17 protein-coding genes are annotated in these 19,463 nt (G+C 71.8%); 8 read left to right on the forward strand and 9 right to left on the reverse strand.

Annotated elements, in window-relative coordinates; genetic code table 11:
• The first annotated feature begins 296 nt into the window (after positions 1-296).
• The 7 genes from Pmi06nite_RS12260 (at position 297) to Pmi06nite_RS12290 (ending at position 8,275) form a co-directional block, all read left to right on the forward strand.
• Positions 297-1,184: an NAD-dependent epimerase/dehydratase family protein gene (locus Pmi06nite_RS12260; protein WP_203953043.1), complete on the forward strand. Its 888-nt coding sequence runs from the start codon at positions 297-299 to the stop codon at positions 1,182-1,184.
• A 48-nt stretch (positions 1,185-1,232) separates the two neighbouring features.
• Entirely contained in the window at positions 1,233-2,951 is a 1,719-nt protein-coding gene (locus Pmi06nite_RS12265) for a substrate-binding domain-containing protein (protein WP_203953044.1), read from the forward strand.
• A 186-nt stretch (positions 2,952-3,137) separates the two neighbouring features.
• On the forward strand, positions 3,138-4,205 hold the full coding sequence (locus tag Pmi06nite_RS12270; protein WP_203953045.1) for a glycoside hydrolase family 99 protein: 1,068 nt from the start codon (positions 3,138-3,140) through the stop codon (positions 4,203-4,205).
• A gap of 28 nt (positions 4,206-4,233) precedes the next feature.
• A complete protein-coding gene (locus tag Pmi06nite_RS12275; RefSeq protein ID WP_203953046.1) occupies positions 4,234-5,616 on the forward strand; it encodes an extracellular solute-binding protein in 1,383 nt (460 codons plus the stop codon).
• Positions 5,613-6,578, forward strand: a complete 966-nt coding sequence (locus Pmi06nite_RS12280) for a carbohydrate ABC transporter permease (RefSeq protein ID WP_203953047.1) — start codon at positions 5,613-5,615, stop codon at positions 6,576-6,578. The genes Pmi06nite_RS12275 and Pmi06nite_RS12280 overlap by 4 nt, the downstream gene beginning before the upstream one ends.
• A complete protein-coding gene (locus Pmi06nite_RS12285; protein WP_203953048.1) occupies positions 6,575-7,396 on the forward strand; it encodes a carbohydrate ABC transporter permease in 822 nt (273 codons plus the stop codon). The genes Pmi06nite_RS12280 and Pmi06nite_RS12285 overlap by 4 nt, the downstream gene beginning before the upstream one ends.
• 60 nt (positions 7,397-7,456) lie before the next feature.
• Positions 7,457-8,275, forward strand: a complete 819-nt coding sequence (locus Pmi06nite_RS12290) for an SDR family NAD(P)-dependent oxidoreductase (protein WP_203953049.1) — start codon at positions 7,457-7,459, stop codon at positions 8,273-8,275.
• Here the strand turns inward: Pmi06nite_RS12290 and hpnH are convergent.
• The 8 genes from hpnH to Pmi06nite_RS12330 form a co-directional block, all read right to left on the reverse strand.
• Positions 8,241-9,245, reverse strand: coding sequence for an adenosyl-hopene transferase HpnH (gene hpnH, locus Pmi06nite_RS12295; RefSeq protein WP_203953050.1), 1,005 nt, complete (start codon positions 9,243-9,245; stop codon positions 8,241-8,243). The two genes, Pmi06nite_RS12290 and hpnH, sit on opposite strands and share 35 nt — an antisense overlap.
• Positions 9,245-10,264 (reverse strand): nucleoside phosphorylase-I family protein, encoded by a 1,020-nt coding sequence (locus Pmi06nite_RS12300; protein WP_203953051.1) that lies wholly within the window; start codon positions 10,262-10,264, stop codon positions 9,245-9,247. The genes hpnH and Pmi06nite_RS12300 overlap by 1 nt, the downstream gene beginning before the upstream one ends.
• On the reverse strand, positions 10,261-12,309 hold the full coding sequence (gene shc, locus Pmi06nite_RS12305; protein WP_203953052.1) for a squalene--hopene cyclase: 2,049 nt from the start codon (positions 12,307-12,309) through the stop codon (positions 10,261-10,263). Before shc ends, Pmi06nite_RS12300 begins: the two co-directional genes overlap by 4 nt.
• 1 nt (position 12,310) lies before the next feature.
• Positions 12,311-13,324: a polyprenyl synthetase family protein gene (locus tag Pmi06nite_RS12310; protein ID WP_203953053.1), complete on the reverse strand. Its 1,014-nt coding sequence runs from the start codon at positions 13,322-13,324 to the stop codon at positions 12,311-12,313.
• Positions 13,321-14,646 carry a hydroxysqualene dehydroxylase HpnE gene (gene hpnE / locus Pmi06nite_RS12315; protein ID WP_203953054.1) on the reverse strand — a complete coding sequence of 442 codons (1,326 nt, stop codon included), beginning with the start codon at positions 14,644-14,646 and terminating at the stop codon, positions 13,321-13,323. Before hpnE ends, Pmi06nite_RS12310 begins: the two co-directional genes overlap by 4 nt.
• Positions 14,643-15,491 carry a presqualene diphosphate synthase HpnD gene (hpnD, locus tag Pmi06nite_RS12320; protein ID WP_203953055.1) on the reverse strand — a complete coding sequence of 283 codons (849 nt, stop codon included), beginning with the start codon at positions 15,489-15,491 and terminating at the stop codon, positions 14,643-14,645. Before hpnD ends, hpnE begins: the two co-directional genes overlap by 4 nt.
• A 4-nt stretch (positions 15,492-15,495) precedes the next feature.
• Complete coding sequence (gene hpnC, locus Pmi06nite_RS12325) at positions 15,496-16,443, reverse strand: squalene synthase HpnC (RefSeq protein ID WP_203953056.1); 948 nt, start codon at positions 16,441-16,443, stop codon at positions 15,496-15,498.
• Positions 16,444-16,744: 301 nt separating this feature from the next.
• Positions 16,745-17,455, reverse strand: a complete 711-nt coding sequence (locus Pmi06nite_RS12330) for a polysaccharide deacetylase family protein (protein ID WP_203953057.1) — start codon at positions 17,453-17,455, stop codon at positions 16,745-16,747.
• A 32-nt stretch (positions 17,456-17,487) separates the two neighbouring features.
• Here Pmi06nite_RS12330 and Pmi06nite_RS12335 point away from each other — a divergent pair, with 32 nt between their 5' ends.
• Positions 17,488-18,582 carry an MGDG synthase family glycosyltransferase gene (locus Pmi06nite_RS12335; protein ID WP_203953058.1) on the forward strand — a complete coding sequence of 365 codons (1,095 nt, stop codon included), beginning with the start codon at positions 17,488-17,490 and terminating at the stop codon, positions 18,580-18,582.
• Here Pmi06nite_RS12335 and Pmi06nite_RS12340 read toward each other — a convergent pair.
• Positions 18,536-19,426 (reverse strand): DMT family transporter, encoded by an 891-nt coding sequence (locus tag Pmi06nite_RS12340; protein ID WP_203953059.1) that lies wholly within the window; start codon positions 19,424-19,426, stop codon positions 18,536-18,538. The two genes, Pmi06nite_RS12335 and Pmi06nite_RS12340, sit on opposite strands and share 47 nt — an antisense overlap.
• Positions 19,427-19,463: the final 37 nt, after the last annotated feature.

Consider the following 19,463-nt stretch of genomic DNA (forward strand, 5'->3'; position numbering starts at 1 on the left):
CATGATCACGCATGCCGTACGGCCAGGCCAGGATGGGTTTTCACGAAGGTGCGCATGATCACGCAGGGGATGCGGCCAGGTCGGGATGGGTTTTCACGAAGGTGTGCATGATCACGCCCGGGGTGTGGGCAGGTCAGGGGGGATGCACCCGAATCTGTGCATGATCACGAGCAGGGGGGCGGGCGGCATTGACAGGGCAATCCGTCGGGGTCATTCTGCTCGGGCTGGGCAAATCGTTTTGCGAAAGACCAGGCGGAGAAGGCCGGGTCTGACGAACAAAGGTGAGAGGAGAACGCATGACCGACCAACCGCGTCGCGTTCTGGTGACCGGCGCGGCCGGCAGGCTGGGGCGGGCGGTGCTCGACCTGCTCGCCGCGCGCGGCGTGCCCGCGACCGCGCTCGACCTGCGGGACCCGGGAGGGCTCCCCGCCGACCGCGTGGTGGCCGCCGACGCGGGCGATTCCGCGGCCGTGCGCGAGGCGCTCGACGGGGTGGACGCGGTGGTGCACCTGGCGGCGATCCCGGCACCCAGCCTGGGCACACCGGAGGAGGTCTTCTGCGGGAACACGAGGGCGACGTTCGTCGTGCTCGAGGAGGCGGGCGCCCTGGGCGTGCGCAGGGCGGTCATCGCGAGCAGTTTCTCCGCGCTCGGCCTGCCGTGGGCTTCCACGCTCCTGCACCCGGAGTACGTGCCGATCGACGAGGCGCTTCCCCTCCAGGTGGAGGACCCGTACGGACTGTCGAAACAGGTGGACGAGGCGACGGCGGCGATGGTCGCCAGGCGCCACGGCATGGCCGTCGTGGCCCTTCGCTTCCCGCTGCTCGGCGGTCCCGGAGACAAGTTCGACAAGACCGTCGCCCGCTATGCCGAGGATCCGGGCTCGGGCGCCAAGGAGCTGTGGACCTACCTCGACACCCGTGACGCCGCCCTCGCCTGCTGGCTGGGACTGACCCGTCCCTTCGAGGGATATCACGCGGCCTTCGTCGCCGCCCCGACCACGTTGGCCGCCCAGCCGACGGAGGAGCTCATCGGCCGGTTCCACCCCCAATCCGAGCGGCGCGCGCCGATGCCCGGCCGGGCCGTGCCCATCGACCTCGGGGTGGCCGAGCGCCTGTTGGGCTTCGCCGCCCAGCACCCCTATCCCGTCGCCACGGCGAAGGAGCAGGAGGCCGAGGCCTCCTGAGGACTTTTTCAGTGAGCATAAGGAGTCATCGACTGTAAGATCCCGGACATGTCCCCCGAAGGCCGATCGGTCGCGCGGCGCGAACGGAAGAAGGCACAGACCCGCGAGGCGATAGTCGCGGCGGCCTTCGGGCTGTTCGCCGAGCGTGGGTTCGACGCGGTGACCGTCGCTGAGATCGCCGACGCGGCGGACGTCTCGGCCAAGACGGTCTTCAACCATTTCGCGGCCAAGGAGCAGTTGTTCTTCGAGGACGAGCCGCTCCTTCGCGGTGAGCCGGGCGCGCTGGTCGGGAGTCGCGCGTCCGGCATCACCGTCGGGCAGGCACTCGAGGGCGTGTTGCCCGGCCCGGCGGACCCCGTGTCCGACGCCCGTGACCAGGCGACATGGGCGCGTGTCTACGCGGGCAGCCCCGCACTGCGCGCGTACGCCCGGGAGTCGTTCTCCAGGTGGGAGGGCGACCTGGCCGGTGTGATCGAGGCCGAGTTCGGCGCGCGTCCCGGCACGCCTTCGCCCGGGGTCGTGGCGACGGTCGTGCTCGCCGCGGTCCGCGAGGTGTGGGAGTCGACCCTGGCGGCCATCGCTGGGGGAGCCCCGCCCGACGAGGCGGTCGCGGAGGGGAGGGGGCGCCTCTCCGCCACACTCGTCACTCTCGCGCCCGTCATGCCCGAACGGGTCTCCCCCGTGACCCCGGCGCCCGCCCAAGGTGACGCGGCCGTCGTGACCCCGGCGCCCGGCCATGGCGCGGCCGCCGCAATGCCCCGTTACCCCCGGGGGGAACGGCCCAGCATCACCCGCGTGGCCGAACTGGCCGGAGTGAGCGCGACCACCGTGTCCCACACGTTGAACGGCCGCAGGCCCGTCGCCGAATCGACCCGGCGGCGTGTGCTCGATGCGATCGAACGGCTCGGCTACCGCCCCAACGTGCTCGCCCGTGGCCTGCGGACCAGCAGGAGCCAGACGATCGGGCTGGTCATCCCCGACATCACCAACCCGTTCTACCCGGCGCTCGCCCGCGGTCTGCAGGACGTCCTGGGCCCGGCGGGCTACGACGAGATCATCAGCAACACCGACGGCGACCGGGACCTGGAGCGGGCGGCGATCGAGCAGATGATCGCCAGGCAGGTCGACGGGCTGGCCTTCGCGGTGTTCCACACGCACGCCGAGGACCTGCTGCCCGCCATAGAGGCGGGCATCCCGGTGGTACGGCTCGGCGGCCGGCTCGTCCAGGAGGGCGTCGACGTGGTTCACAGCGACGACGAGGGCGGGGCCGCCGAGGCCACCCGCTACCTGTTGGCACGCGGCTACCGCAGGATCGGGTTCGTCTGCGGCCCGCAGGCCGAGGGGCCGGCGGCCGAACGCGTGGCGGGTTACCGCGCCGCGCTGGCGGAGGCCGGAGCGCCCGCGGACCCCCGCCTCGTCGTGCACACGCACTTCAGCAGGGCCGGAGGGCAGGAGGGTGCGGCCGTGTTGCTGGACCTGTCGGAACCTCCCGACGCGGTGTTGTGCGCCAACGACATCATGGCGATCGGCGCCCTCGAGACGGCGGCCCTGCGCGGGCTGCGCGTTCCGGACGACCTGGCCGTGATGGGGTTCGACGACATCGAGGCCGCGGGTCTCATCTCGCCCGGCCTGACCACGATGGCGAACCCGGCGCGCGAGATCGGCCAGGCATGCGCCCGGCTGCTCCTCGACCGGTTGTCCGGGCGGGCCGAGGGATATCGCGAAGTGGTCATCCCCGCGCGGTTCGTCCGGCGCCAGTCGGCCTGAGGCGCCGCCGCCCCTTACCGAAGCGCACACGCACTCTTGACACTCCCTGTGTTGCGTGTAGATTTCGGGATCAATCTTAACGATTTGCGCGAAGAAACTCGCCCGGTGCCAAGGGCCAGGCCGGTGCCTTCCGCGTCCCGCCGGCACGCGTGATCGACCCCCCAGGCCAGTGACGAAAGGACGCCGATGTCAGCCGGTGCAAAACGTCGAAACCCCGTGTTCGTCGCGACGCTCGTGATGATCCTCTGCGCTCTGTGGGCGCAACCCGTGCCCGAGGCCGAGGCCGCGAAGCTCTCGACGAACGTCCAGCTCTTCTACTACCCGTGGTACGGCAACCCCGAGGTCGGCGGGGAATGGCGGCACTGGCAGCAGGGCGGCCACACACCGCCGGAGGACATCGGCGCCGACCTGTACCCGAAGCTCGGCGCCTACGACTCCGGCGACGTCAGGGGCACGGTCGCCCAGCACATGAAGTGGGTCCAGCGCAGCGGCGCCGGGGTCATCGTCTACAGCTGGTGGGGCCGGGGCAGCTACGAGGACCGCATGGCCAGGGGAGTGCTCGACGCCGCTGCCAAGAGGGGCGTCAAGGTGGCCTGGCACATCGAGCCGTACGAGGGCCGCACCGCCGAGTCCGTCGTCGCCGACATCGCCTACCTCAACGCGGCCTACGGCGACCATTCGGCCTACTTCCGCGCCCCCGACCAGGGAAGGCGCCCGGTCTTCTACATCTTCTGGAGCCTGCAGATCGCCGACTGGACGGCTCTCGACCAGGTCAACCGGGACAACGTCATCCTGGCGCAGACGACGGACACCTCCAAGATCGCGCACTTCTCCGGGATGTACACCTACGACGGCATCGCGGGAGCCACGGCTCCCGGATGGAAGGAAGCCGGCGCCTACGCCAGGGAGCACGGCCTGATCTGGGCGCCTTCGGTCGCGCCCGGCTACGTCGACGACCGCGCGGTGCCGGGCAACACCACCCCGACGCTCGGCAGGGACGACGGCGCCACCTACGACAAGGAGTGGTCCAACGCCCTCGACCCCGCGATCGGCGGATCGCCCACGTGGGTCTCGGTCACCTCGTTCAACGAGTGGCACGAGGGCAGCTCCATCGAGCCCGCCTCCAGCAAGCCGCCGGCGGGCTTCGGCTACCAGACCTTCGCCGGCGCGTACGGCAAGCGGGGCAAGGCGGCCGAGACGGCCTATCTCGATCGGACGAACTACTGGGTCAAGGCGTTCGAGAAGCGGCGCTAGCCGTACGCGAGCAGAAGGAGAGACGAAGATGAGTTCAGTGCGGAAGCGGGCGCTCGGCGCGGCCGTGGCGCTCGTCGTCGGAGTGGTCGTGGCGGGCTGCGGGGGCGGGGCGGAAGAGCAGCAGCAGGGCGGCGAGCAGACGCTGAAGATGTGGACGTTCAAGAAGTCACACGCCGACGCGCTCAACAAGGTCGCCGCCCAGTTCAAGAGCGAGACCGGTATCACCGTGAGCGTGGAGGCGGTCACCCCGGACGACGTGTTCGTCAGCAAGGTGCAGAGCGCGGCGCAGACCGACGGCCTGCCCGACGTGCTGGAGGTGCACGCGGGCGGCGAGGACCTCGAGATGGGCGCCTCGGGCCTGCTGCAGGACCTGCAGGGTGACGTCGACGCCACCTGGAAGCAGCGGCTGCTGCCCACCACTCAGGAGAGCGGAGTGATGACGCAGCAGCGGATCGACGACGCGGCGAGCGACTCGCCGTTCAAGAGCACCAAGGCGGGCCAGCGCTTCAGCGTCGGCTTCACCGCGGGCGCCTTCGGCATCGTCTACGCCAACAAGGACAAGCTGCAGGCGGCGGGCCTCGACCCGAACACGCCCCCGAAGACCTGGGAGGAGTTCCTCGACGCGCTGAAGGCCACCACCGGCAAGGACTCCCAGCAGGGCGGCCTGTCCCTCGGGCTGAAGGTGAGCCAGACCGGCTACAACTGGGTCTACCAGCCGCTCGCGCACGCCTATCTGGGCAAGGACCGGTTCCAGGCACTGTTCGCCAAGGGCGCCGCGCAGGGCTTCGCCTCTCCCGACGGGGTCAAGACCCTCGACGTCTTCAGCAGGCTCACGCCGTACTGGATGCCGGGGAGCACCACGCTCGGCATCGACGAGGCGGACATCGCCTTCGCCCAGGGCAAGTCGGCGTTCGACGTGGGCGGCACCTTCACCCTGGCGTTCCTCGCCCAGAACGGCTTGACGCCCGACAAGGTGCTCACCTTCCCCATCCCGCCGTCGGCCGAGGGTGTGAACAAGGAGATCTCGATGTCCCCGCTGGCCCTGACGGGGCTCGGGGTCACGGCCACCACCAAGAACCGGGCGGCCGCGGTGAAGTGGCTCGACTGGCTCACCTCGCCCAAGGGGGCCGGAGCCGTCGCCAAGGAGTCCCTCGACCTGCCGGCGACCGATCTCGGCGCCGACGCCGAATCGCTGCTGGGAGCCGACCTCGCCGCGCTGCAGAAATACTTCACCGGCCCGCCGGAGAGCGCCTACGACGCCGCGGACGTCAGCTTCTTCCCTTCGGACTACGACCAGGTCAAGCCGGGTGACCTGATGGTCAGGCTGTCACCGCTCCAGGAGGTGTCGCCGCAGCAGGCGGGAACCGAGCTCGACAAGATCATGGGCTCCATGTGGAAGGCCACCGAGTGAGCTCGCTCGCCCTGAAGGATCGCCCCGGACGGCTTCGGAAGGAGCCGTCCGGGGGCCGGTCCCCCCGCCGCTGGCCCGGCTGGCTGACCGGATGGGCCTTCGTGTTCCCCGCGGTCGCGCTCTTCGCGGTCATGGGGGTCTACACGATCGGCAGCGGCCTGGCCCTGAGCTTCGCCAAGTGGAACGGCTTCACCCCGACCTGGAACTGGGCCGGGGTGCAGAACTACCTCGACCTGCTCTACGCCGACCCCGTGCTGGCCCCCGAGCTTCGCCGGGCCGGATGGAACACCCTGCAGGTCATGATCTTGGCGCCGCTGCTCACCGTGGCCATCTCGCTGCCGCTCGCCGTCGCGCTCAACTCGATCCGGCGGCTGCGTGCCGTGCTGCGCTCGGTCTACTTCCTGCCCTATGTCACCACCGGGGTCGCGATCTACTTCGCGTGGCGGTACGTCCTCGAGCCCGACGGCGCGATCAACACGCTCCTGCGCTCCCTCGGCCTCGGCACGCTCGCCCAGCCGCAGGGTTTCCTCGGCAACCCCGACACCGCGCTGCCCACGCTGATCCTGATCCTGGTCTGGTCGAGCGTCCCGGTGGCGACGCTGCTCTACCTGAGCGGGCTCCAGGCCGTCGACCCCAACCTGTTCGAGGCCGCGCAGATCGACGGGGCCGCGCCCCGCCACGTCCTGCGCCGGATCATCTGGCCCCTGCAGCGGCCCATCACCGCCGCCATCGTCCTGCTCGGCGTGCGCGACACGCTGCACGGATTCCAGATCTTCCTGGTCATGACGCGGGGCGGCCCTGGTGGGCACACCGACGTGCTGGCGCTGATGGCCTACCGGCTGTCGTTCTTCAAGGGGCTGGCCCAGACCCTCGGCCTGGCCAGCGCGCTCGGCTGGCTGCTGTTCGCGGGGGCCGTCCTGCTGACCCTGGTGAACGCGCGCATGTTGCGGAGGGTCCATTGACCGGGCGGCGCGTGGTCAGGGCGGTCGTCTTCGTCGCCCTGTTCGTGTACGCGCTGATCAGCCTGTACCCCTTCCTGTGGATGATCTCGGGCGCCTTCAAGAGCAGGAGCGAGATCCTGGAGGGCGGCTTCCTGCCTCGCACGTTCACCCTCGACACGCTCACGCAGACCTGGGGCCGGCTGCACTTCTTCGACTACTTCCTCAACAGCCTCAAGGTCACCGGGCTGACCGTGCTCGGCGTGCTGGTGGTCTACAGCCTGGCGTCCTACGCGTTCGCCGTGCTCGACTTCCCCGGCCGGCGGATCCTCTTCTGGTTCTTCGTGGCGCTGCTGTTCGTGCCGGGCATCACGATGTTGCTGCCGGTGGTGATCCTGGAGAAGCAACTCGGGGTCCTCGGCACGCACATCGGCCTCGTCCTGCCCTTCGTGAACGGCACCGCCCCGCTGACGGTGCTCCTGCTCACCAACGCCTACGGATCGATCCCCAGGGAGTTGCGTGAGGCGGCCCGCTCCGACGGCGCGAGCGAGGGGCGGATCTTCTGGTCGGTCCACCTGCCGCTGGCCAGGCCCGCCCACGTGACGGTCGCCGTCCTCACGGCGGTGCCGACCTGGAACGAGTACGTCCTGACCCGGGTGTCGATCTCCGATCCTTCGCGCTACACGCTGCCGCTGGGGCTGGAGTCCCTGATCTCCAGTGAGGTCCCCCGGTACAACGAGGTGATGGCCGCCTCGCTGATCATCGTCATTCCGGTCATCGTGCTGTTCCTGTTCCTCCAGCGGTACTTCGTCAACGGCCTGGTGGGGGCGATCAAGGGCTGACAGACGGCGTGACCTGGGTAGACCCTGGACAGGGTCCGCCGAGGAAGCCGGGGAGCGCACATGAGACTCGCGGGAGCACGCGTGCTCGTCACGGGTGCGTCGTCGGGCATCGGCGCGGCGACCGCCCTGGCGATGGCCGGACGGCACGCGCACCTCGTCCTGGCCGGCCGGGACAGGGGCAGGCTCGCCGCCGTCGCGGCGCGCACGGGCGGTGAGGCCCTCGCCGGCGACCTCCCCGCGGGCGCGGCCCGCCTCGCCGCGGACGCCGGCCCCGTCGACGTGCTGGTGAGCAACGCGGGGGAGGGGTGGTGCGGGCCGTTCACGGAGATGCCGGGAGAGGCGGTCGAGCGCCTCGTGGGCGTCAATCTGGCGGCCCCGATCCAGCTGACCCGCCTGCTGCTGCCCGGCATGATCGAGCGCGGCCGCGGGCACCTCGTCTTCGTCGCCTCGATCGCCGGGGCCGTGGGCGTGGGAGAGGAGGCGGTGTACTCCGCGACGAAGGCCGGGCTGATGGCCTTCGCCGAGGCGCTCCGGTACGAATTGCGCGGATTGAAGGCGTCCCGCGCCGGCGGACGCACCGCGGCGCCGCGGATCGAGGTGACCGTCGTGGTGCCCGGGGTGGTCGACACGCCGTTCTTCGACCGGCGGGGCATGCCGTACGGACGCCGTCGCCCCGCGCCGATCCCACCGGAGCGGGTCGCGCGCGCGGTCGTCGCGGCGGTGGAGCGCGGCCGGGCCGAGTGCTACGTCCCCGGCTGGCTCCGCCTGCCCGCCCGGATGCGGGGGGCGTTGCCCGGTCCCTTCCGGGCGCTGGCCGGGCGGACGGCGATGCGGGGACGGCCGGTCAGCCGCCGCGCAGCGCCCGGATCGACTCCTTGAGCGAGCCCAGCGTGGCGAAGACCGCCGTGGGCTCGTAGCCGCAGTGCGCCATGCAGTTGGCGCACCGGGGGTCGTGGCCACGGCCGTAGGAATCCCAGTCGGTGTCCTCGACCAGCTCACGGTAGGTCTCGGTGTAACCGTCCGACATGAGGTAGCAGGGCCGCTGCCAGCCGTACAGGGAGTAGGACGGGATGGCCCACGCCGTACACGGGAAGTCGGTCGCGCCCTCGAGGAAGTCGAGGAACAACGGCGTGTGGTTGAACCGCCACCTGCGGCGGTTGCCGTCGGCGAACGCCTTGTGGAACAGCTCCCTGGTCTCGCGCACGCCGAGGAAGCAGTCCTGGTCGGGAGCCTTCTCGTAGGCGTAGCCCGGAGAGATCATCATCTGGTCGACGTGCAGGTCGTCGTTGAGGTAGTCGAGCACGTCGATGACGGTCCGCGGGCTGTCGGTGTTGAAGAACGTCGTGTTCGTGGTGACGCGGAACCCGCGGCGCTGGCATTCGCGCACGGCCGCGACGGCCTCGTCGAACACGCCCTCCTTGCAGACGGACGCGTCGTGCCGCTCGCGCAGCCCGTCGATGTGCACCGTCCACGCGAAGTACTCCGACGGCGTGAACTGGTCGATCTTCCTGGGGATCAGCAGCGCGTTGGTGCAGAGGTAGACGTACTTCTTCCGGTCGATCAGCTCCTCCACGAGCTCCCCGATCTGGGGATGCATGAGCGGCTCGCCGCCCGCGATCGACACCATGGGCGCGCCGCACTCTTCGATGGCGGCGACCGCCTGCTCGACGGGCATGCGCTGCTTGAGCACGTCGGCGGGATGCTGGATCTTGCCGCAGCCCGCGCAGGAGAGGTTGCAGGCGAACAGAGGCTCGAGCTCGACCAGCAGCGGGAACTTCTGGCGCCCGCGCAACTTCTGGCGCAGGATGTAGCCGCTGACGCGCAGGCTCTGACGGATTGGCATGGGCATCAGGGCCAGGCCTCCTTGGGTAGGGCGGCCGCTTCCGCGCTCGCCCGCCGCTTCTCGACCACGATCGGGCCGAGTCCTTCAAGGGCCGTGAGGACGGCGCTCACGAGCGCGGGCGGGCCGCCTGCCAGCCGGATCGTCCGGGCGCCCGCCAGCCAGCCGAGTGCGACGTCCTCCGGTGCCCCGACGGCGTGCAGGCCGCCGGGCTCGTGCGCGTCGGACCGCAGAGGGTGCGGAGGCCTGGCGTCCGGCCTGACCAGGAGCGTCAGGTCAGGCGTGGGACGTGTGCCGGGGTCACCCTCCATGTCGCCCGTGGGGGCGCCGAGGAGCACCCGGCGCGTGCCGGTCGCCGCGGCCCAGCGCGCCAGGACGGGGCCGAGCCGCGTCAGGACGCGGCGGGCGGCCAGGCCGTGGGCGATGGTCGCGGGGCGGAGCAGGGGCCGGGAGGGGGTGTCGACGACCACCCGCACCACCGCGAACGGCAGCCCGGCGCGAGCCGCGGCCACCGGCCCGCTCTCCATGTCGGCCGCGCGCGCCAGCTCACCTTCCCCGTGATCCGCGTGCTCTGTCTTCTCCGCGCCGTCCGTTCGAGTCTTCTCCGCGCCGTCCGTCCGATCCGGCGTGCGTTCGGCGGCCGCCGAACGCATGCCTTCGCGGGCCGCCCTCCGGCGTGCCCCGCCGGTGACGACGTGCCGCGTCGTGACGACAGGCCCGGTCTGTACGGCCAGGCCCGCGCGGACCAGGTCGCCGGCGATGAGCGGAGCGGAAGGACAGGGCCAGACCTGCCCGTCGTACCGGACCTCGCTGGCCACGAGGACCTCACCCGGGCTCAGCCCGTCGTCGAGGGCGCCCGCGAAGCCGGTGACGGCCAGCGGGACGTCGGGCGGCAGCCCCGCCGCGGCACGCGCCGCGCGCCGGGGTCCCATCCCGAGCCTGATCACTTCGTCGTGGCCGGAAGGCAGACCGCGGCGGAGCGCCCGGGCCTCGATCCCCAGCGCGACGCAGACGAGGGGTCCGGTCATGCGGACCTCACCCGGATCACCCGGAGGCGGTCGCCCTCCTGGTCGTCGTCCCGCTCCTGGTCCCGGCCGCCGTCTCGCTCGCCGTCTTCCTCGTGGTCCCGCTCCTGGTCCTGGCCGCCGTCCGAGCCGTCGTACCGGTCGTCGTCCCGATCGTCGTACCAGTCGTCGTCCCGGAGGCGCAGGTAGCGTCCGAGCGCGCTGATCGGGAAGACGAGCCGGTAGAGGTGGTAGTTGATGTAGAAGTCGCCGGGGAAGCCGGTCCCGGTGAAGAAGTCCTCGTCCCAGGTGCCGTCGGGGCGCTGTTGCTCGACGAGCCAGCGGACGCCCCTCTCCACGGCTCCGTCCGGATCACTGGCAGGCCGGTCGGCGGCCAGCAGCCCGATCAGGGCCCAGGCCGTCTGTGAGGGCGTCGACGCGCCGCGCCCGATCCAGGCGGGGTCGTCGTAGGAACGCAGGTCCTCGCCCCATCCGCCGTCGCCGTTCTGGTGCCGTTCCAGCCAGGCCACGGCCCGCCGCACGCAGGCCGCGTCCTGCCGTACGCCGGCGGCGACGAGGGCGGGCAGCACGGCTCCGGTGCCGTAGACATGATTGGCGCCCCAGCGGCCGAACCACGATCCGTCCGGCTCCTGTGCCTTCAGCAACCACAGGACGGCACGGCGGGCGACGGCAGACCTCGCCTGGCCCTGCGCCGCCAGCGCCTCGACGACGTGGGCCGTGACGTCGGCGGTCGGCGGATCGATGACGGCGCCGAAGTCGCAGAAGGGCAGCCTCTTGCACAGCTCCCGGGTGTTGTCGGCGTCGAAGGCGGCGAACCCGCCGTCCCTTGACGCCATGCCCGTCATCCAGCGCATGCCCCTGTCGACGGCCGGGGACGCGTCCGGATGGGGCACCCGCCTGAGCGCGAGGATGACCTCGGCCGTGTCGTCGATGTCCGGGTAGCCGTCGTTGTCGAACTCGAACGCCCAGCCGCCCGGCGCCAGCGACGGCCGCCGCACCGCCCAGTCGCCGGGGCCCTTGACCTCCTCGGCGAGCAGCCAGTCCGCGCCACGCGACACGGCGGGATGGTCGCCGGGCACTCCCGCGTCGAGCAGGGCGTTCATCGCGAGTGCGGTGTCCCACACCGGAGACTGGCAGGCCTCGAGCCTGCGGCCGGTCTCGTCGTGGATCGTGAACCGGTCGAGCCCCTTGAGGCCCTTCATCATCACCGGATGGTCGAGCCGGTAGCCGCACAGGTCGAGCGCCATCAGCGAGTAGACCCAGGGCGGCTGAATTCCGCCCCACGACCCGTCGAGTTCCTGCCGCGCCACGATCCAGTCGGCGGCGCGCCGGACGGCCGCCTGGCGCAGGCCGGGTATCGGCCGCCGCTGGTAGCGGTGGAGGACCCCGTCGAGGGCGGTGAACACGGCGTCCCAACCGCCACGGGGCCGCCGCGGCGCGGGACGGCCGGTGCGCAACTCGGCGAGGTCGACGGGGAGCGGCCGCACCGGGCGGCGCGCGCTCACGATCGTCAGCGGCACGATGGTCTGCCTGGCCCAGCACGCCCAGTCGTAGACGTTGAGGGGGAACCACGAGGGCAGGAAGATCATCTCTGGGGGCAGGACCGGCAGGTCGTCCCATGGCCACTGCCCGGCCGTCGCCAGCCAGATGCGGGTGAAGACCCTGCTGGCCTCGATCCCGCCTGCCTGCCGTACGAACTCGGCGGCGTCCTTCATGTGCCGCGCGTCGGCGGGGTCGCCCGCGAGGCGCAGGGCGGTGTAGGCCTCGATGGTGGTGGACAGGTCGCCGGGGCCGCCGTGGAAGTTGGCCCACGTTCCGTCGTCCCGCTGCTGGGACCGGATCCAGCGGGCCGCCTCGGCCGTCTCCTCCTCCGTGCGGATGCCGAGGAAGTGACGCAGCAGGAGATCCTCGGCGTCCATGGTCACGTTCGTCTGCAGCTCGCCCTTCCACCATCCTTCCGGCGCCTGGAGGCCGAGCAGGTGGTCGCAGGCCGCGTCGAGGGCGCGTTCGACGCCGGACGCGGGCGGTGCGGCGGGAGCAGTGGTCATGTCAGTGATCCCTGGACGTGATGAAGTGGGCGATGTCGAGGAACTCCGCGCGGACGGCCGCGGGCATGTCCGCCTGCGCGAGGTGGCGCTCGGCGGCGTCGAGCCGGTGTTTGGCCTCGGCCTCCGCCCAGTCCCGGCCGCCCGCCTCGTCGACGAGCCGCGCGGCCTCGCCGAGGTCGGTCTCCGCGAGCGGTCCCGGCCTGGCGAGCAGGGCCGCGAGCGCGTCGCCCGCCGCGGTGCCGCTGGTCAGGGCTGCCACGACGGGCAGGGTCTTCTTGCGGCTGCGCAGGTCGGACAGCACCGGCTTCCCCGTCGTCTCCGGGCTGCCCCAGATGCCGAGCAGGTCGTCGACGAGCTGGAATGCCAGCCCCGTCTCCGCCCCGAAGGACGCGAGGGCCGACACGAGCCGGTCCGGCGCGCCCGCCGCGATCGCGCCGATCGAGCAGGCGCACGCGAGCAGCGAGGCGGTCTTGTCCGCGGACATCCGCCGGCACTCCTCCAGGCTCACGTCGTCCCGCCGTTCGAAGTCCAGGTCGAGCCCCTGGCCGGCGATCAGCCGCCTGGTGGCCGCGAGCAGGCGGACGGCGGCCCGTGTCCGCGCCGGATCCGCCTCGTCGAGGATGAGCTCGTGGGCCAGCGCGAGCAAGGCGTCCCCCGCGAGGAGCGCCGCCGATTCGCCGAACACGGTCCACGCGGCGGGGCGGTGCCTCCGCGTCGGGTCGCGGTCCATGACGTCGTCGTGGAGCAGGGAGAACGCGTGCACGAGTTCGACCGCGGCGGCGACCGGCAGGCAGCGCTCCCCGCCGCCTCCCGCCGCACGCGCGGACAGCACGGCCAGAGCCGGCCGCAGTGCCTTGCCGCCGCCCTCGGTACGCCGCCCCGAGGCGTCCGTCCACCCCAGGTGGTAGGCGGCGACGCGAGCCGACAGCGGGTCGAGGCGGGCGACGGCGTCGCGCAGCACGGGCTCGACCAGCTCGCGTGCCTCGGACACCGACGGCGGGGTCACACCTGTCATGGCCTCGCCTCTTTCAGGTGGCGTCTGGCGAGGCCGGCCGCGGTGAGTCCGCTCCGCACGGCGCCCTCCATCGTGTCGGGCCAGCCCGTGGCGGTCCACGCGCCGGCGAGATACAGCCCGGGCAGCAGGGTGGCCGCCCGCGGCCGGAGCGCGCCGCTGCCCGGGCTCTGGCGGAAGGTGGCACGCCGTTCCCTGGTGACGAAGAAATCCCTGATCCTGGCCTCGCGCGCCCGGGGGAGCAGTCGCTCGACCTCCGGGACGAACGCGGCGCGCACCTCGGCGGTCGAGGCGTCGATCCACCGGCGGGCGGCCGAGACGGAGATCGTCAGGTACTGCCCCTCACGGACTCCTCCGGCTCGCGTCTTGTCGAAGAACCACTGCACCGGTGAGCCGGTCACCGCGGCGAACGGCAGGTCGGTGACGCGCCTGTCGTAGACGATGTGGACGTTGACGATCGGGCTGGAGTCCAGTGCGCTCCACCGGTCCCTGTCGGGCGCCGCCTCGACGGGGACGAGTTTCGCGGCCTGCTCGTGCGGCGTCGCGACGATGACGGCGGACACCTCGATCCTGGTGCCGTTCACGACGATGGTGGGCCCCGGTTCGATCGCCTCGACCTTCGCCGACAGCCGTACCTCGCCGCCCCCGCGCTCGATCGCGGACCTCGCGGCCGTTCCGTGGAGCTCCCGGAGCGGGATGGCGGGGATGCCGATGTCGGCGGCGTCGGCCCGGCCGAGCAGCGCGGTCTGGAAGACCATCGCCGCGGGGCCCAGCGCGGCGTCCTCCGTGTGCATGTTGAGCGCGGCCACGGTGAACAGGTCCCAGAGGTCGCGCCTGGCGGCGTCGCCCTGCCCGTGCGCGGCCAGCCAACTCCCGAGGTCGGTCCGGTCGAGACGCGGATCGGCGGGGTCGAGCCTGCGGAGGGCGAGCGAGCCGCGCATCGCGCGCAGCCGGTCCGCCGGGGCGAGCAGCGAGTACGTCGCCAGAGCGGGCAGCAGGTGGAACGGCCCGGGCAGGGCCGAGCGGCGCAGCCGTCCCGCTCGCCCCTCGGGCGTGAGCACCCGCACGTCGAACCGGTCCTGGATGCGCACGCTCCCGCCGTGTCCCAGCCGGTCGAGCAGCCCCCGGTACGCCGTGCAACAGCGGAGGAAGACGTGCTGGCCGTTGTCGGCGAGCAGGCCGCCGCGCTCGAACGAATGCGTCGCCCCACCGAGCCGGGGGCGTGCCTCGAAGAGGGTCAGCGGGATCCCGGCCTTCGACAGGGCGACGGCCGCGGCGATGCCCGCGAGCCCGCCGCCGACGATCGCGACCCGCGCGCCCGTCACCGGCCGGCCCCGGCGACGGCGCGTGCCGCGACCATCGCCTTCATCCACGGAGCGAGGGACAGCCGCCGGGACAACGCGCCCGCCGGGTCCGCCGCGATGCGGCCGAGCAGCCGCCGGTAGATGCCCGCCATCGCCGCGGTGCAGGCGGCGCTGCGCCGGTCGAGAAGGGGCACCAGGCGCATCCCGTCGTCGTACCAGCCGAGTGCGCGATGCGCCTCGAAGCGCACCAGGTTCGCCAGCCGTTCCGGCGGATCGGTGAACCGCCCCGCGTGGTCGACGTCGAGCGTGCACCCGAACCGGTCGAGATCCTCGGCGGGCAGGTAGATGCGCCCGGCGAGCCGGTCCTCCGACAGGTCACGCAGGATGTTCGTCAGCTGGAGCGCCACCCCGAGCGCATCCGCCAGCTTGGGCGCGGCGGGCTCCTCGGATCCGAAGATGCCGAGAGACAGCCGGCCGATCGATCCGGCGACGTGCCTGCAGTACGTCAGCAGGTCGTCGAAGCGTTCGTAGGTCGCGCCCCGGACGTCGGCGGCGCAGCCGTCGATGAGCTCGTGGAACGCGGGGAGTGGGATGGGGTACCGGCCTGCAGCGTCGTGCAGCGCCACGAGGACGGGGTCGTCGGACGACGTCGCCCTGAGGGCGGCCCGCGCGTCGGTCAGGGCCGTCAGCCGCTGGTCCACGGGTCCGGTGCTGTCGCCGATGTCGTCGATCCGGCGCGCGAACGCGTACACGGCGCTGAGCGCGCGCCGTTTCTGCGGCGGCAGCAGCAGGATGCCGTAGGCGAAGTTCTGTGCCCTGGCCCGGACGATCTGCTCGCACTGCCGATAGGCGTCGGACGGCTCCACCGGCTCACCTCCCTCTCGCGAGGACGCGCAACCACTCGATCAGCAATCGGCCTCGGTGAGGCCGGATGGTGGTTCCGAGGACGTCGTGCCGGCCGTGCTCCAGCGCCGCGACGGTGGCGCGCCCGCCCGCGACGTAGCCGGCCACGGCCAGCCGGGCGAACCCGTCGAGCGTGCCGACGAGCGGCGCGCCCTCGTCGAGCAGGGCCGCCGCGCGCCGCACCTCGAACGCGATGACCTGGCGCAGACACGGCGAGGCCGAGGGGGCGGCCAGGTCGGCCTCGACGCAGCCGAAGCGCCGCAGGTCCTCGCCCGGCACGTATATGTGACCCCGCGCGAAGTCCTCGCCGACGTCCTGGCAGTGCTCGATGACCTGGAGCGCCGAGCAGATCCGGTCGGACAGGCCGAGCCGTTCCGGCACGGCCAGGCCGAAGACGTGCAGCACGATGTGCCCGACGGGGTTGGCCGACAGTTCGCAGGAGGTCAGCAGATCTTCGAAGGTGTCGTACCGCGTGACCGTCTGTTCTCGCCGGTTCGCCTCGACGAGCCGGTGGAAGGGACCCGCGGGGATGGCGCAGGCCTCGATCGTGGGAGCGAGCGCCCGGATGACGGGCAGTCGCGGCTCGCCGCCGTCGTACAGGCGAATCAGGTCCGCGTCGACGGCGTCGAGAAGACGGAGGCGGTCACGTGGGTCGCCCGGCTCGCCTGGGTCGCCTTCCGAGCCGGCGTCGCCGATGTCGTCGACGCGGCGGGCGAACCCGTAGACCGCGATGAGGTGGCGTCGGTAGCGAGCGGGCAGCAGCCGGGAGGCGACCGGGAAGTTCTCCCGGCGGACCGGCGCCGCATCGCAGGCATCGCTGACATCGCCAGCACTCCCAACGTTTCCAACATTGCCGATATTGCTGACATTGCGGACGTTGCGAATGTGGCGGAGAACGCCTCCCCCCGACAACATGACAAGAGGATCTCCCTCGCGATTCACCACAAAACATGGCATGAGCTCGGCAGACTTTACGCACGTGGCCTATCGGGCAGACGAAATGTTTGATCACGACCGGCGAGGTCGAGGGAATTCAAAATCCTTATTGTCGGGAGAGGTCGGTTAATGGGTGCGCTTTCCCATGCTTTTGCCGTAATGGCGTGAGGTAAAAGCTTGGCGCGCCTGAACGGCCCCGGCTCGTACGGCCAGGCGCGGCCGGGTAGGAGCCCGGCGGAAGTCATCCGGTGGTGAGCCGGAGCCAGTCGCAGTCTCAGTCTCAGTCGACGCCGTGCTCGGCCAGTGGGCCGACGCGCAGTCCCGCGGAGCGGCAGTGGCCGACCAGTTGCCCGAGCGCGCCGAGCGCCGAGCGCCACGCACCCGGGGCCGAGGTGTGGTCGGAGTCGTGCAGCAGGAGCGTCGCGCCGCCGCGCAGGCCGGGGGCCATGCTCGCCAGCACGGACGCCGGGGTCGCACGCTCGGTCCAGTCCCGTCCCCATGCGGTCCACAACACGGGGCGCAGCCTCCACCACCATGCCGCGACCAGCGTCTCCGCGCTGAGCACCCCGTACGGCGGGCGGTACCAGACCGGGCGCACCCCCGTGACCGCGCTCACGAGGCCGGTCGCCCGGCCCATCTCGGCGGCGACCCGGCCGGGAGGCGTCGTGAGGGCGTTCTGGTGGCGCCAGCCGTGCACGCCGATCTCGTGTCCGGCCTCCACGATTCGGCGGCCGACTTCGGGATGGCGTTCGAGCATCTCGCCGAGCACGAAGAAGGTCGCACGGCATCCCAGCCGGTCCAGTTCGTCGAGGAAACGCGGTGTGGACCTCGGGTCGGGCCCGTCGTCGAAGGTCAGGGCGACGTGGTCGGGCGCCCCCACACCGGCCAGCCCGGGCAGCAGGCGGCGGACGGCGGGCAGCCAGGTCGCGCCGGGGCCGGCGTGCAGCAGGGCCGCACCACCGAGTCCGAGCGCGAAAGCAGCGCGAGTCACCCCCTCAAGTGTTCTCAGGGAAGGCGCTCGTGATGCCGAAGGGGCGAAAAATCCTCATTCTGAGCGCCGCCATGGGGGCGGGGCACGACGGCGTCGCCGCCGAACTCGGCCGACGGCTGGCCGCCGAGGGCGTCGAGGCCGAGGTGGTCGACATCCTGCGCCTGCTCCCGCTGGGCCTGGGATCGTCGTTGCGCCGGGGCTACGGCTGGATGATCCGTTCGGCGCCGTGGTTGTACGCGGCGATCTACAAGATCTTCTTCGTGTCGGAGAGGGCTCCGTCGACCTCGCCGCTGACCCTTCTGGCCGCCGGGCCGCTTCGCGAGCTCGTACGGCTCCGCGCCCCCGAGGCGGTCGTCTCGACGTTCCACCTGGCCGCGCAGGTCACCGGTCACCTGCGCGAACGGGACCGGCTCACCGTTCCGAGCGTGGTCATCGTCACGGACTTCGCCGCCCACCGGTTGTGGCTGCATCCCGGGAACGACAGGTACCTGTGCGGCGACGCCGTGACGGCGCTCACCGTCGCGGAGGCGACAGGTCGTCCCGCGTTCTGTCACGCCCCGCTCGTCCGGCCCGAGTTCCTGAAGCCGGATGCCGACACCGCGCGGGCCGGGGCGCGGGCGCGTGAGCGGCTCGGCATCCCGGACGGTGACCGGCCGGTGCTCGTCTCCGCCGGAGCCTGGGGTGTGGGGCGGGTCGAGGAGACGGCCCGCGTCCTGGCGGCGTCCGGCCGCTATCTGCCCGTCGTCCTCTGCGGGCGAAGCGACCGTCTCCTCCGCCGGCTCCGGGACGCGGGAACCGGGCTGGCCCTCGGCTGGTGCGACGACATGCCCGACGTGTTCGCCGCGGCGTACGCGATGGTGGACAACGCGGCCGGCCTGACCTGCAGGGAGGCGTTCGCCGCCGGGGTGCCGGTCGTCTCCTACCGGCCCATCGCGGGTCACGGGCGCGACGGCGCGCTCGCCATGGCGCGGTCGGGGCTGAGCGTCTACGCGCGGAACGCGGCCGAGCTCATCGAGGCGCTCGACCGCCTCGACGGCACACCCGAGCGTGCCCGGATGATCGCCAGAGGGGCCGCGCTGTTCAGCGCTGCGTCCGCCGAATCTCTTCTGGGTCGTCCACCCGGATGACGTCGTGGGCGAGGATGGCGGTCGAGCGTGAGAGCAGCACGCTGCCCAGGAGGATCACGCCGATTCCCACGAGTTCCGGCACCACCCAGGGGCCCGTCCTGATGTCCTCGCCGAACAGGGCCACGCCGTAACCGGTGCTCGCCACCGGATCGGTCACGGTGAGAGCCGGCTGGACGGCGACGAGCGACGAGCGCTGCAAGGCGTTCTGCAGGAGGAAAACGCTGCACAGGCCCGTGGCGATCATGGTGTAGAGGGACCACGTGGTCAGCACGGCGGGCGGATTCCGCTCCAGCACATCGATGGTCCGCTTCATCAGCACCGCGGTGTAGGCGAAGCTGAGCCCGGCCGCGATCCCGAGTGCCACGCCGCGAAGCCGGCTGCCGGCGACCATCCCGACCGCGACCGCCAGCGTCACGAGCCCCGCCGTGACCGCCGCGGAGATCACCCAGCCCACGAGGCCGGGCAGCCGATCGGCGTTGGCTGGGGCGGCCGCGATGAGGAAGATGGCGAGGCCCACGGTCAGGGCGCCGACGGCCAGCCACGACTGCCGCCCGAGCCGGATCTTGAACATCCACGCGGCGATGAGCATCGTGACGGGCAACTCCACGACGAGGAGGGGTTGCACGAGCGCGAGCCCGCCGAAGCCGAGCGCGGTCGCCTGGAAGAGGAAGCCGCCGATGAGGGCCAGGATGCCGAGGAGCCACGCCGGGCGCCGGATCAGATCCCACATCAACGCCAGGCGGAACGCCTCGCTCGCCGGGACGGATCGGGCGGCCTTGCGCTGCAGCACGGAGGCGATGGCGTTGCACACCGCCGCCAGAAGTGCGAGAGGAACAGCGATCATGACGTGGCCCCCGGATTCCGCGTCCGCTGAGGGAGCA

The sequence above is a fragment of the Planotetraspora mira genome (assembly GCF_016863275.1).
In the GTDB taxonomy this organism is placed as follows: Bacteria; Actinomycetota; Actinomycetes; order Streptosporangiales; family Streptosporangiaceae; genus Planotetraspora; species Planotetraspora mira.